The 13,982-nt window shown below is 48.7% G+C and carries 11 protein-coding genes, 1 tRNA gene and 2 pseudogenes; 4 read left to right on the top strand and 10 right to left on the bottom strand.

The genetic code is table 11. From position 1 onward, the window contains the following. Positions 1-28: 28 nt before the first annotated feature. The 3 genes from JCM23214_RS13020 to hflK form a co-directional block, all read right to left on the bottom strand. Positions 29-223 carry a DUF2065 domain-containing protein gene (locus tag JCM23214_RS13020; protein ID WP_025899317.1) on the bottom strand — a complete coding sequence of 65 codons (195 nt, stop codon included), beginning with the start codon at positions 221-223 and terminating at the stop codon, positions 29-31. Between the two features lie 69 nt (positions 224-292). Beyond that, positions 293-1,171, bottom strand: coding sequence for a protease modulator HflC (gene hflC, locus JCM23214_RS13015; protein WP_025899316.1), 879 nt, complete (start codon positions 1,169-1,171; stop codon positions 293-295). Beyond that, entirely contained in the window at positions 1,171-2,262 is a 1,092-nt protein-coding gene (gene hflK / locus JCM23214_RS13010) for an FtsH protease activity modulator HflK (protein WP_025899315.1), read from the bottom strand. The genes hflC and hflK overlap by 1 nt, the downstream gene beginning before the upstream one ends. 135 nt (positions 2,263-2,397) lie before the next feature. On the opposite strand from hflK, the gene apbC reads away from it, so the two are divergent. Further along, positions 2,398-3,513, top strand: a complete 1,116-nt coding sequence (apbC, locus tag JCM23214_RS13005; RefSeq protein ID WP_025899314.1) for an iron-sulfur cluster carrier protein ApbC — start codon at positions 2,398-2,400, stop codon at positions 3,511-3,513. Positions 3,514-3,583: 70 nt separating this feature from the next. Here apbC and ppdK read toward each other — a convergent pair whose 3' ends face one another. The 7 genes and pseudogenes from ppdK to JCM23214_RS12970 form a co-directional block, all read right to left on the bottom strand. Then, complete coding sequence (gene ppdK / locus JCM23214_RS13000; protein ID WP_025899313.1) at positions 3,584-6,262, bottom strand: pyruvate, phosphate dikinase; 2,679 nt, start codon at positions 6,260-6,262, stop codon at positions 3,584-3,586. Between the two features lie 37 nt (positions 6,263-6,299). Continuing rightward, positions 6,300-8,357, bottom strand: a complete 2,058-nt coding sequence (glyS, locus tag JCM23214_RS12995; protein WP_025899312.1) for a glycine--tRNA ligase subunit beta — start codon at positions 8,355-8,357, stop codon at positions 6,300-6,302. Further along, a pseudogene (locus JCM23214_RS20770) lies at positions 8,357-9,252 on the bottom strand (glycine--tRNA ligase subunit alpha). The gene glyS and the pseudogene JCM23214_RS20770 overlap by 1 nt, the downstream one beginning before the upstream one ends. A gap of 3 nt (positions 9,253-9,255) precedes the next feature. After that, on the bottom strand, positions 9,256-9,561 hold the full coding sequence (locus JCM23214_RS12985) for a hypothetical protein (RefSeq protein WP_025899311.1): 306 nt from the start codon (positions 9,559-9,561) through the stop codon (positions 9,256-9,258). A 32-nt stretch (positions 9,562-9,593) separates the two neighbouring features. Then, positions 9,594-10,457: a S49 family peptidase gene (locus JCM23214_RS12980; protein ID WP_025899310.1), complete on the bottom strand. Its 864-nt coding sequence runs from the start codon at positions 10,455-10,457 to the stop codon at positions 9,594-9,596. Between the two features lie 38 nt (positions 10,458-10,495). Continuing rightward, entirely contained in the window at positions 10,496-11,281 is a 786-nt protein-coding gene (locus tag JCM23214_RS12975) for a tRNA1(Val) (adenine(37)-N6)-methyltransferase (protein ID WP_025899309.1), read from the bottom strand. Between the two features lie 2 nt (positions 11,282-11,283). After that, positions 11,284-11,505, bottom strand: coding sequence for a putative signal transducing protein (locus JCM23214_RS12970; protein WP_025899308.1), 222 nt, complete (start codon positions 11,503-11,505; stop codon positions 11,284-11,286). 212 nt (positions 11,506-11,717) lie between these two features. Between JCM23214_RS12970 and JCM23214_RS26760 the strand changes: the two are divergent. From JCM23214_RS26760 to JCM23214_RS12955, 3 genes and pseudogenes are all read left to right on the top strand, one after another. Continuing rightward, positions 11,718-12,669: pseudogene (locus JCM23214_RS26760) on the top strand (polyprenyl synthetase family protein). A gap of 30 nt (positions 12,670-12,699) precedes the next feature. Next, positions 12,700-12,776, top strand: a tRNA-Pro gene (locus JCM23214_RS12960). Positions 12,777-13,129: 353 nt separating this feature from the next. Beyond that, positions 13,130-13,870 (top strand): hypothetical protein, encoded by a 741-nt coding sequence (locus JCM23214_RS12955; protein ID WP_025899307.1) that lies wholly within the window; start codon positions 13,130-13,132, stop codon positions 13,868-13,870. The last annotated feature ends 112 nt before the right edge of the window (positions 13,871-13,982 follow it).

The raw sequence follows: 13,982 nt of genomic DNA, 5'->3' as shown, positions 1-13,982 counted from the left end.
AATTCGACTAAAAAATCAGCTCAGACCGTCACCCACCAGATTTTAAGAGCCAGACACAGAAAACACCGATCACCGCACAAACCAGCCCCATTATTCGTAAATTCATACTCGGCATTTGCAGAACCGATATCATCATCCGCTTCATGCCATTGGGAAATAAGGCATATAATGCTCCCTCAAAAAACAGAACAAGCGCCCCTGCCAAAAATAGATTTTCAAGCAAAATGATCTCCGTCAGAAAATAAAAAAGCCTGCAGAGGTCTCCCCCTGCAGGCTGCCAGATACCGTAACTCTACTGAGCTGGTCTGTTGGATTTTGTACCAAAATACTTGAAGAAGTCAGAATTTGGCGACAAAACCATGGTCGTATCATTATCCGAAATTGCTTCGCGATACGCCTGCATGGACCGGTAGAAAGAGAAGAAGTCCGCGTCCCGCCCGAAAGCTTCGGCGAAAATACGGTTCTTTTCAGCATCACCCTGACCACGCAGAATTTCGGAATCCTTTTTCGCTTCAGCAAGCAAAACAGTTTTCTCACGATCCGCGTTCGCCTTAATCCGTTGGGCGATCTCGGCACCTTCTGCTCGAATTTCACGCGCTTCCTGCTCACGCTGGGTGCGCATACGGTCAAAAACCTTCTGCCGATTTGCTTTAGGAAGATCAGTACGTACAATCCGGACATCTACAACCTGAACACCACGTCGCTCTGTCTCCGCATTCACGCGGTTTTTGATCTGGTCCATCAAACGGTTACGCTCACCGGACACAATATTCGTGAGAATTTCACGGCCCAGATTCTGTTTCACCTGCGAACTCACCAGTGTTTCCACCCGTGAAAAGGCAACTTCTAGATTTCCAAAAGACTGATAGTACAGAAGCGGATCGATAATTTTAAACCGGGCGAAGCTATCAACCATCAGACGCTTCTGATCCCGAGTTACCACTTCACTTCTGCTTGTGCTGACGGACAAAACCCGGCGTTCAACAAACACAACGTCCTGAACAAACGGAACTTTTACCTTAAGACCTGGCTCTGTGAGGACGTTTTTCACCTCACCAAACTGCATAACCATAGCCTGCTGTGTTTCGTTCACAGTGAATAGCGCGCTGCTTGCAACAATACCGCCGATAAAGACGATAACTGCTAGGACAATTCCAAGTACTTTACCCATTACTTAGCACCTCCCTTGGTCAGCTCGCCAAGCGGAAGGTAGGGAACAACACCCTGGCCTGAACCTTCACTGTCGATAATCACCTTGTTTTTACCTTTCAGCACTTCCTGCAGTGTCTCCAGATAGATACGCTGGCGTGTAACTTCCGGTGCCTTGCGATATTCATTATAAATGGCAAGGAATCTTGCAGCTTCACCTTCAGCTTCAGAAATAACCTGCTGTTTGTAACCTTCGGCTTCCTGACGAATTTTTTCCGCCTCACCACGTGCACGTGGAACAATGTCATTTGCATAGGCAAGTGCTTCGTTTTGAGCACGTTCTTTATCTGCCACAGCGGCCTGCACATCTCGGAACGCGTCCACAACTACCTCAGGCGGGCCTGAATCGTTTAGTTTCACTTCAGAGACTTCAACACCCATACCATATGTATCCACAATATCCTGAAGTTTTTGCTGCACTTGCTGCTCAACTCTCAAGCGACCTTCTGTAATCGCGCTTGTGAGTTCGGTCCGACCGATAACCTCACGCATTGCGCTTTCTGCGGCCGCCTTAATGGTCATTTCCTGTTGCGCCACATTAAATAAAAAGTCGCTGGCATCCTTGATGCGCCACAGAACCGTAACGCCAATATCGACAATATTTTCATCGCCAGTCAGCATCAGGCTTTCAACTTCAACAGGCGATGTGCCACCACGTGAATTATGCCTGAACCCGATTTCAATACTGTTGACTTTGGTTACATTTGGTGTCAGGACTGTTTCGATCGGGTATGGTAAGTGATAATTCAAACCGGGCTGGGTTGTTGCGACCTGCTCACCAAAGCGCAGAACGACGCCCTGCTGGTTCGCTTCCACTTTATAAAATCCGCTGGCAAGCCAACCGACGACAATTACAAGCAGAATAACAAAGATTCCCAACTTTCCGCCGCCACCGCCGGGGAGAGTGTCTTTAAGCTTTTCCTGACCTTTTTTGATAATGTCTTCCAGGTTGGGGGGCTGTTGGCCGCTGGGTCCCTGTCCCCAAGGCCCGCGGTTTCCACCGCCGCCGCCTTGCCAACCACCACCATTACCACCTTGATTGCTCCAAGGCATGAGATATTCTCTCCTCTATTTATTCAGCAAAATTGCTAACTTGTGTAACAAGGGTTATATGACACCCTGACTATTCTGCAATGTAGCAGCGTTGCGTTAGGTACCCATTTTGTAAGGATTCCGGAGATTTCAAGTATGGCCGACATAACAGAGCAAGCAATTCTCACCCATTTGTCCCGAATTGTGGACAAAAAAAGAGGCAAGGACATTGTCTCCCTTGGCATGGTGAGTGGTTTGGTAGTCAAGGATGGCAACGTTGCTTTCGCCCTGGAAATTGATCCATCGGAAGCCGCGGAAATGGAAATCCTTCGAAAAGAAGCTGAACAGGCTGTCTTTGGCATGAACGGAGTGAAATCTGTCAGCGCGGTTCTGACAGCGGAAAAGCAACAGGACAGCGCTCCGCAATCCGCTCCTCAAAACACGCCTCAGCAAAAACAGCCACCGCAAAAACCAGAGGTCCCGGGAGTTGCTTCCATTGTTGCTGTTGCGTCCGGAAAGGGCGGCGTTGGTAAATCTACTTGCGCAGTAAACCTTGCGCTCGGACTGAAAGCTCAAGGCTTGAATGTCGGAATACTGGATGCTGATATTTATGGGCCTTCCCTACCCCGTATGCTCGGGCTTTCTGGCAAGCCAAAAACCACAGACGGCAAAAAGCTGGAACCGATGGAAAAATGGGGCCTGAAAGTCATGTCCATGGGATTTCTTGTCGAAGAAGATACCCCCATGATCTGGCGCGGGCCAATGGTGATGAGCGCGTTGCAGCAGATGATTTTTGACGTCAACTGGGGTGAGCTTGATGTCTTGATCGTTGATATGCCGCCGGGAACCGGTGATGCACAACTGACCATGGCGCAACGGGTTCCCCTCACCGGTGCCGTAATTGTCTCAACACCGCAAGACATCGCTCTTCTTGATGCTCGCAAGGGCCTCAACATGTTTAGAAAAGTGGAAGTGCCAGTATTTGGAATAATTGAGAATATGAGCTATTTTCTATGCCCCTCCTGCGGTGATCGCAGTGACATATTTGGCCATGGCGGTGCACATGAAACGGCTAAAGAGCTGAACACGGATTTTCTGGGCGAAGTTCCCCTTCATATGAGCATCCGGGAAACTTCTGACGCTGGCACTCCCATAACTGCAACAGCACCTGATGGGGAGCATGCAAAAATCTATATTGAGCTTGCAGGTAAAATTCAGGACAGAATTGAAGCGGCCCTTGCTAAAAGTGGTCCAGCATTTGTTGTTGAATAAACCGATCTCATACTTCATCAAAAAAGCCCGGCAAAAATGCCGGGCTTTGTTATTTGGAGCAAGATCTGCTTTATGCTTCTGATTCCCGGCTGACACCCAAGGCAGCCTGCGCAGCAGCCAACCGTGCAATCGGCACCCTGTATGGTGAACAGGAAACATAATCCAAGCCAACTTTTTCACAAAAATCGATACTACTGGGATCACCGCCATGTTCACCGCAAATACCAAGCTTGATATCAGAACGCGTTTCACGCCCCCGCTCAGCTGCAATTTTAACGAGCTCGCCAACACCATCCTGATCGAGTGACACAAAAGGATCCACTTCATAAATTCCTTGATCCACATAGGCTTCAAGGAAAGAGCCAGAGTCATCGCGGCTGATGCCATACGTGGTCTGAGTGAGGTCGTTGGTCCCGAAAGAGAAAAATTCTGCCTGATTGGCAATGTGGCCTGCCTGTAGCGCAGCTCTTGGTAATTCAATCATTGTACCAATGAGATACTCTACATCCACGCCGGTTTCAGTTTCTATTTCCTTGGCAACTGCTTCAATTTTACCTTTGAGAATCTCCAGCTCACGCTCTGTCGCGACAAGCGGAATCATAATCTCTGGAATCACGGTCTCGCCCAGCTCTTTGGATACACTGGCGGCCGCTTCCAGAATGGCACGGGCCTGCATCTCATAGATTTCCGGGAATGAAATCCCCAATCGACATCCTCGGTGCCCCAGCATCGGATTGAATTCATGTAATTGAAGCGCACGATGACGAAGCTTTTTCGCATCGGCCCCAAGGGCTGCTGCCAACTCATCAATTTCCTGATCTGATTTTGGCAGGAATTCATGCAAAGGTGGATCAAGCAGGCGAACTGTCACCGGCAATCCGGACATAATCCGGAAGAGTTCCACAAAATCTGCTCTTTGAACCGGCAGCAACTTGGCCAGGGCCTCCTGCCGCTCTTCAAGACTATCAGCCAATATCATCTGGCGAACAGCAACTATCCGGTCGGCATCGAAGAACATGTGCTCTGTCCGGCAAAGGCCAATCCCTTCTGCTCCAAATTTACGGGCGGTTTCCGCATCCAATGGCGTTTCCGCATTTGTCCGTATTTTAAGGCGGCGGATTTCGTCAGCCCACCCCATCAACGTTCCAAATGTACCGGAAAGTTCTGGCAGGATCATACCAACAGCGCCAAGCATGACTTCGCCGGTTCCACCATCAATCGTGATGATATCGCCCTTGTTAAAGGTCTGCCCCATGACACTCAAAGTCTCTTCGCGGTAATCAATGTTGAGCGAGCCCGCGCCGGATACGCACGCACGCCCCATGCCGCGAGCCACAACTGCCGCATGGGAAGTCATGCCACCGCGACTGGTCAGAATACCCTTCGCCGCATGCATTCCGTGAATATCTTCCGGGCTGGTCTCAACACGGACCAGAATGACCGACTTACCTTCGGACGCAAGCTGTTCCGCTTCATCACTGTTAAAAACAATCTGTCCCGACGCTGCTCCGGGGCTTGCTGGCAAGCCGCGTGCGATTACATTCTTGTCCGCATCTGGATCAAGGGTTGGATGCAGCAACTGATCCAATGAGCCAGGCTCGATCCTTTTAATAGCCTCTTCCTTGTCAATCAGCCCTTCTTCAACCATATCGATGGCAATTTGCAAGGCCGCTTTTGCTGTTCGCTTACCCGATCTGGTCTGGAGCATCCAAAGCTTACCCTGCTGAACAGTAAACTCGATGTCCTGCATGTCGCGATAATGTGCTTCCAGTTTCTTGTAAACGTCTACAAGCTGAGCAAATACATCTGGGAACAATTCTTCCATTGAAGGCTCGTCTGATCCCGCTTCCTCGCGCGCGGCCTTGGTCAGGTTCTGAGGCGTACGAATACCGGCAACCACATCTTCACCCTGCGCATTGACGAGAAATTCCCCGTAGAAAACTTTTTCACCAGTTGAAGGATCACGGGTAAAGGCAACACCGGTCGCGCTGTCATTACCCATATTACCAAATACCATTGCCTGCACATTAACTGCAGTGCCCCATTCAGCCGGAATATCATGCAGTTTCCGATAGGTGATCGCCCGCTGGTTCATCCACGAGCCGAACACGGCACTAATGGCACCCCAAAGCTGATCCTGAACCGATTGCGGGAATGGGCGGCCCAGCTCTTCTTCGACCTTGGCTTTATATTGCTCTACCAGTTTTTCCCAATCTTCGGCGACCAGATCCGTATCAAGCTGATACCCGTTCTCTTCTTTCAGAATTTCGAGAAGTTCCTCAAAATGATGATGCTCAACTTCAAGCACCACATCGGAATACATCTGAATGAAGCGACGATAACTGTCATAGGCGAAACGGCGATCTCCGGACTGCCGGGCAAGACCTTCAACCGTTTCGTCATTCAATCCAAGGTTCAGAACCGTATCCATCATCCCCGGCATGGATGCGCGAGCGCCAGAGCGAACCGACACTAGCAAGGGCTGCTCTTTGTCACCAAATTTACCGCCAACGGAATTTTCGATTTTTTCGATAGCAGCATCAACCTGTGCAGCCAGATCTTCGGGATAATTTCGATCATTTTTATAATAGGCAGTACAGACTTCAGTGGAAATGGTAAAGCCGGAAGGCACCGGCAGGCCCAGATTGCTCATTTCCGCAAGGTTGGCGCCTTTTCCTCCCAGCAGGTTCCGCATGTCAGCAGTCCCGTCTGCTACGCCATCGCCGAAGGAATAAACCCATTTAGTCATTGTTTTGTCCACTTTTCGCTATACTGTTATCTTTAGGCTAACCCTCAATTTTTGAAAAATCAGCCAGTTGGTCCAGAGAATTACGAATGCTTGCCAGCAGTCGCAGGCGGTTCGACCGGACATCGGCCTCATCCGCATTAACGATCACATTATCAAAGAACGCATCAACCGGTCCTCGCAAAGTCGCGGCTGCTCGGCTGGCGGCATCGAACTCATCCGCACCCAAAGCTGCAGCCACCAGGCCGGAGACGTCTTCAATTTGATCGAATAGCTTTATTTCCTCGTCCCGTGTAAACAAGGATTTATCAGGGGTTTCATTGTATGAAACACCATCTTTCTTTTCTTCAATCCGCAGAATGTTGGCAGCGCGGCGATAGGCAATCAGGAGATTGGCCCCGTCTTCACTTTCAAGAAACTGGGATAATGCAGATACTTGGGCCATCAGACGGACAAGATCACTGGTTCCGCCCAGCGCAAAAACGGCTGCAATATAATCATGCCGTACATTCTGCTCTTTCAGATGGACTTTCAATCGATCTGCGAAAAATTCCAGCAGTTCCGATGCCTGCAATTTTTCGTCGATAATCTGCAATTCATCTGCCTTTTCGAAAATCTTGAGCAGCGGCAGACGCAAGCCATTTTCAAGAACAAGGCGAATAACGCCAAGTGCCGCACGCCTTAAAGCATAGGGATCTTTTGATCCGGTTGGCTTTTCATTCATCGCAAAAAAGCCAACCAGTGTATCAATTTTATCTGCCAGCGCGACAACAACACTCACCGCAGCAGACGGACAGGCATCATTAGGGCCAAGCGGGGAGTAATGTTCCTGCAAGGCACAGGCGATATCTGCATCCTCGCCATCATGTTCAGCATAATAGCGCCCCATCAAGCCTTGCAGGTCTGCAAATTCCCCAACCATTTCAGTGGTCAAATCCGCTTTACAGAGCAGCGCCGCGCGAACACATTTATCCGCATCAGCTTGCGGGACAAATGGGGCAATGACTTTGGCAAGTTCGGCGATGCGCGCCACCTTTTGACGGACAGTTCCAAGGCGGGCATGAAACACAACTTTTTCAAGCGCATCCACACGGCTTTCGAGGGTTTCTTTGCGATCCAGGTCCCAAAAAAACTTTGCATCAGAAAGACGCGCACTTAAAACACGCTCATTTCCGGCGACAATCTTTTTGCCGCCATCTTCAGCGCGCAGGTTCGCAACCGTAATAAAGCGCGGTGCCATCTTGCCCGTCCCGTCAGAGAGGGAGAAATATTTCTGATGGCTGCGCATGGCTGAAATCAGGGCTTCCTGTGGGACGTCCATAAATTGGGGATCAATTCCGCCAATGAGAACTTCAGGCCATTCAACAAGTCCAGCCACCTCCGCAAGCAAACCTGGATCTTCGATCAGCTCGAGCCCTTCATCTTTTGCAAGGCTGGTCGCATCTTTAAGAATGATATCTCGGCGCTCCGCATCATCCAAAATCACATAAGCACTGCGCAATTTGCTGTGATAGTCCGCAAAGTCCTTCACTACGATTGTATCCGGTGCCATAAACCGGTGGCCATATGTATGACCTGTTGCAGTGAGATGCTCCCACTCAATGGGGAGAACGGCTCCATCAAACAGGCACAGAATATTATGAAGCGGGCGAACCCAACGTGCCTTGTGAGCATTCCATTTCATAGGCTTCGCCCAAGGCAATGCACTCAGCGCGGCCGGAATAATGTCTTTAAGAACATCGCTTGTCTGGCCACCCTTGGTTTCAATTACCGCATAGTAAAAAGATCCCTTAGGGGTTTCACGCTCTTCAAGCTGATCCTTTGACAGACCGGTAGAGCGCAAAAATCCTTCCAGCGCTTTCTCTGGTGCTCCAACCCGTGGGCCACGGCGCTCTTCGCTTTTATCTGGCTGGGAATGAGGCAGGCCCGCAATCACCAGTGTTAACCGACGCGGCGTGGAATATGACGTTACAGCCCCATATTCAACCCCCGCCTCTTTCAAAGAGGCGACCAGTAATCGTTCAAGATCAGACGCAGCTTTCACCTGCATCCGCGCGGGAATTTCTTCGCTAAACAGCTCAAGCAACAATTCAGCCATTATTTCGCCTCCCCGTCCAGATGACCACGGTTACGAAGCCACTGTTCGGCGCAGCCCTTGGCAAGTGCCCGCACGCGCCCGATATACGCAGCCCTCTCGGTAACACTAATGACACCGCGGGCATCCAATAGATTGAACAGATGAGACGCTTTCATGCATTGATCATAGGCAGGGAGTGCCAGACCGGCAGCCAACACCTGCTGACACTGTTTTTCTGCATCCTCAAACTGGCGAAGAAGAATTTCCACGTCTGAATGTTCGAAATTGAAGGCCGACATTTCCTGCTCATTTTGCAAGAACACATCTCCGTAAGTCACGCCCTCATTGTTCCATTTCAAATCATACATGCTGTCAACGCCCTGCACATACATGGCAAGACGCTCAAGCCCATAAGTCAGCTCACCAGATACCGGATTGCAGTCAAAACCGCCAACCTGTTGAAAATAGGTAAACTGGCTGACTTCCATACCATCACACCAGACTTCCCAACCCAGTCCCCACGCACCCAGTGTCGGGCTTTCCCAGTCGTCCTCGACAAAGCGAATGTCATGGTTTTTTGGATCAATGCCCAAGGCATAGAGGCTTTGCAAATAAAGCTCCTGAATATTCTCAGGTGACGGCTTCAGAATGACCTGAAACTGATAGTAATGCTGTCCGCGATTTGGATTTTCGCCATAGCGGCCGTCGGTCGGCCGGCGTGACGGCTGGACATAAGCGGCACTCCAGGCTCCGGGCCCAGCGCCCGTAATGTGGTTGCCGGATGAAACGTACCTGCACCAACTTCCATATCATAGGGTTGCAGGATCACACATCCCTGCTCAGCCCAGAAACGTTGCAAGGTCAGGATCAGATCCTGAAACGAGGAACCAGGCGTTGACACCGCATTAGCCGTCATGACTTAAACCGCATTCTTATTTAGTAATAGGTGCGGTGCAACATAGTGCCCCGTTTTCTTTCGGTCAACAAGCCTGTGACAAGTTTGAATATTCAGCGCTTGCAGCATGATCCTCAAGCGCGGAAACATATGTCCCGCAATTTGGGCATTTTTCCATTTCAGTGGGATCAGCACCCTCATCTTTTTCATTGGAGTAGCTGTATCCACTGGATTTCCGCCTTTTTTAACAGCTCCGCGAACCATTCTGGCGATCAGAAAAACACCAGCGACGACGGCCAGCAATAAAATAATCTTTATCGGTGACAACATTTGATTCTCACTTGCTGTCCGATTTTAGCGAATCACAAACCATATTTGTTCCATTCTGCCTCTGCTTTTGCGGCCCCGACAACGGATTGCACTGTTTCAGATACAACGGACTGAGAGCCGAGCCCCAATGTTTTCTGCAGCCAGCTCTTACGACCTTCCAGCAATTGAAGTTTGACCTTCTCGCCATATTTCTCCCGCATGAAACTGCGAACATCACCCAGGCCGTCAATCAAACCCAGCTCAACAGCCTTGCTGCCAGTCCAGACATCTCCAGAGAAAAGCTCTTTATCTTTTCGCTTTTTCAGGCGATCTCCCCGACGCTCCTTAACATAGGTTTTGAAATTTTCATGGATTTCGGTCTGCAGCTTTTTCAGCCACTCGACATCAGATTCTTTTTCAGGACTGAAAGGATCAAGCTTTGATTTATTTTCACCTGCGGCATATGTGCGGCGCTCAACACCGATTTTCTCCATCAACCCGGTAAAACCAAATCCTGCTGAAATAACCCCAATTGAACCCACTACCGAGTTTTGATCTGCGTATATTTCATCTGCGCAGCAGCCCAGCCAATATCCGCCAGACGCCATAACATCCTCTGCAAACGCATAAACGGGCACTTTTTTCTCGTCTGCAAGTTGCCGAATTCGGGCCGCGATCAGTGCGGATTGTACGGGTGATCCTCCGGGGGAATTCACGGAAAGGGCGACCGCCACCAGTCCCTTGGTTTCAAAGGCGTCGTTAAGTGTGTCAGCCAATCCCATCAGATTGAGCTGCTCTCCACGTAATTTTCCTCCTCCAGAGGCGATAACCCCGTGCAAAGGAACGACGGCCACTACCGGATCTTTTTTAAGCCAGCGTTTTAAGGGTGTTTTTGCGAGTATAGATTTTAGTTTCATGGTCCATAACTTAATTACAGATTGAAAAGGCACAAGTTTTATTTGAACTGATCTTCAAGTGAAAGACCGTCTCTTAAAATTCTGTCCGCAATTTCTGTGGGTTTTCCATCCTGTTCGTGCAAAACCAACCCTCTTAGCAATTTAAGGGGTCCACCATTTCCTTTTGTGCCTTGAACAAGAACACGTTTCGCAGGCGTCAGCTCATTTGGCCAGAGGGGCAGGACTTTGATGTCACCGCATTTTCCGGTATCGAGTGCATTCAATATATCCCCAAGGCGATCTGCCCGATGAATGATACTGATACGCCCCTTGGGACGGGTTCGTGCGATACTGAATTTAATCCAGGAAAATAGATCCGCATCCCCTTCCAAATGGGCCAGTGTTTTTATCTCGCTGGGCGATGATTGCGCTCGTCCCGCTTCATAGAAAGGGGGATTGGTGATCACATGATCAAAACCAAAGGCGAGCAACGGCTGACCATCAGGCATCAAGATACCCTCAAAGCTCCGGCGTTTTGCAATATTCACCTGATGGAACTGACATCCAGCTTCAAGATTATTGTGACGGGCGTTCCGCTTTGCGGCCTCCACCAACTCCCCCTGCACATCCAGACCTATTAAAACAGTATCCCGGATGCGATGCTTGACGCAAAGGCCGGCGGTCCCCACTCCGCAGCCGACATCCAGAACGTTCAGCTTCCCCGTTGCTGTTGCAGCCGCAACCGCCGCTGCCAACAGGACCGCATCCGACCCTGCCCGAAATCCGGTAGCAGGCTGTTCAATCTGCAACGCACCGTTCAGAAACCCATCTGTGGTCCAGCCCATATTTAACGATCCTGCAGCTGTTCCGGGGCCACATCCTTCAAAATGGCTTTCGCTACCACTTCATCATCAGCCCGCACGACAATTCGCCGTTGAATGGCACCGATGCTTCCCTCCAGCACAGATGTATGCTCATCCAGAACAATCGCCTCAATCTGCTCATCTTTTAAAATGGCAACTATGTAGGAAATCAAAACCGGATCATTGGTACGGAATAATTCAATCAACGGACTGGCCCTCTTTACTTTTACACAGAATAGATAAATTTCTTTTGAATACCAACGCTTTGTACTCTCACTTGACCAGCGCCCATCTTAGGCTATGCTCAGCGCGTATTTTATACCCCTTCGGGATTAGTATTTAAGAGGCAACCTTGTCATCACTTACAGATTTGAAAACAAGCTTTCAAAAGACTGAAAAAGCGTCCTTGAAGCCCCTTATGGATATTGTAGTTCAGGATCTGGAGGATACAAACCAGATCATTCTTGACCGGATGCACAGCGATGTCGAATTAATCCCCACACTTGCCCGGCATCTCATTGCCGCCGGTGGCAAGCGCCTTAGGCCAGTTCTCACTCTGGCGCTGCCAAACTGTGCGGGTACGAAGGGGACAGAGCAAAAAAACTCGCAGCTTGCGTAGAATTTATCCACACGGCGACCTTGCTGCATGACGATGTGGTTGATGAAAGTGATCTGCGCCGAGGGAATGAAACAGCCAACGCTCTTTGGGGCAATCAGGCAAGTGTGCTGGTTGGTGATTTTCTGTTCAGCCGCTCTTTTCAGTTGATGGTGGAAGACGGATCGCTGGAAGTCTTGCGCATTCTCTCCAATGCCTCAGCCGTCATTGCCGAAGGTGAAGTGCTGCAATTGATGAATGTGGGCGACATTTCCCTGACCGAAGATAAATATTACGAAGTGATCGGTGCCAAAACGGCAGCTTTGTTCACTGCGGCATGTGAAGTGGGTGCAGTTGTTGCCGAACGCCCTGAAGCTGAAGTGAAAGCCCTTGCCGACTACGGAACCAATCTTGGTATTGCATTCCAGCTAATTGATGATGCCCTCGATTATTCGGCGGAGCAGGCATCACTTGGAAAAACCATTGGCGATGATTTTCGCGAAGGCAAAGTGACACTGCCGGTTTTGCTTGCCAATCGCAAAGGCACACCGGATGAACAGAACTTCTGGAAACGGGTGATCGAACAGTCGCAAACCAAATCAGATCTGGATACGGCTCTCGCTTGATCGAAAAATATGGAACGATCGCCGATACGTTCGCCGCCGCTCGCAAATACGGAACAGCTGCGAAAGAAGCACTCGGTATTTTTGAGGACAGCCCTGTCAAATCAGCACTGCTCAGCGCCGTTGATTTCGCCATTGATCGCGCCTACTGACATTAGGTAATATCATGCCGCACACACGGTCGGGGCGTGGCGCAGTCTGGTAGCGCACATCGTTCGGGACGATGGGGTCGGAGGTTCGAATCCTCTCGCCCCGACCAGATAGTATGGCGGGATCAACTCTTTACCCATAACTTATAATTGATAGTGAACAGATAGCTTAGAGATTTGTGACTAAAAAAGAACCAAACTATTCAACCAAAAATTGAATCTATTGACAAAGGTATCAGGAAATATGTTACCCGCATCAAAAATTATAAGAATAAATAAGACATGATCGAGCTTATCTCTAGTTTTCTGCATTAGAAATTTGATTTCTATTATTGCTAGATACTTTACAATATTTATACAACATATAAACTTGCACAACATTAATTAATAAGACGAAAGTGTTTTTCGGGGGAGAAGCAAATAGTGTCAGTACGCACAGAATTCGCCAATCAGGAAAAATATCATGAGTGATGTTCGTTTTTGTGAAGCAGGTTCATTGTGGCGACGATGGGATCTTCATGTGCACCCACCAGGCACGAAGCTAAACAATGCATATGGACCAGTGAGCGATGATACTTGGGACCGTTTTATTGATGTTCTTGAAGATTCTGATGTGCAAGCTTTTGGTATTACTGATTACTTTTCAGGTGATATTTTTTTTGATTTCAAAGAAAGGTATCAAAAAAGATATCCTGAAACCAAAAAACAGTTTTTCCTAAATATAGAATTCCGTCTATCTGAATCTATTAGTAGAGATGGATCACATCCTGATTTTCATGTGATTTTTGACAACGATCCGACTAAGATCAACAAAGATAAAATCATTAGGTTTTTAACAAATTTGGAAACACAATCTTTGGATGATGCAAGTGTTAGACAAAGATGTTCGGATTTGAAAACTGAGGCTGATTTTACTGCTGCGACGATAACTTTGGATGGTTTGCTTGATGCTTTAAGAAATACCTTTGGAAATGATAGACCTTATCTTCTTGCATTTCCCGCTAATAATAATGGCCTGCGCTCAACAGATAACAGTTCGCCTAGGAAAGTTACGCTTGCAGATCGTATTGACCGTACGTGTGATCTGTTTTTTGGTAAAAAAGAAAATCGTGAATTTTTATTGAAGACTGATCGGTACTCAGAGGTTTATCAGAACCTAAACCTGTACTTTCCGGCAGTGACGCCCATAGTTTTGATGATTTAGAGCGACTAAATGGAGATGTAGCTGGGTTTGCATCAACATGGATCAAATCTGATTTAACCTTTAAGGGACTTAAGCAAATTTGCCATGAGCCAGACAGTCGTGTCTTTATAGG

This window comes from Sneathiella glossodoripedis JCM 23214 (assembly GCF_000616095.1).
GTDB classification, from domain to species: Bacteria; Pseudomonadota; Alphaproteobacteria; order Sneathiellales; family Sneathiellaceae; genus Sneathiella; species Sneathiella glossodoripedis.
Note: the sequence above shows the minus strand (reverse complement) of the source record. Positions and strands in the feature narration are given on the sequence as shown.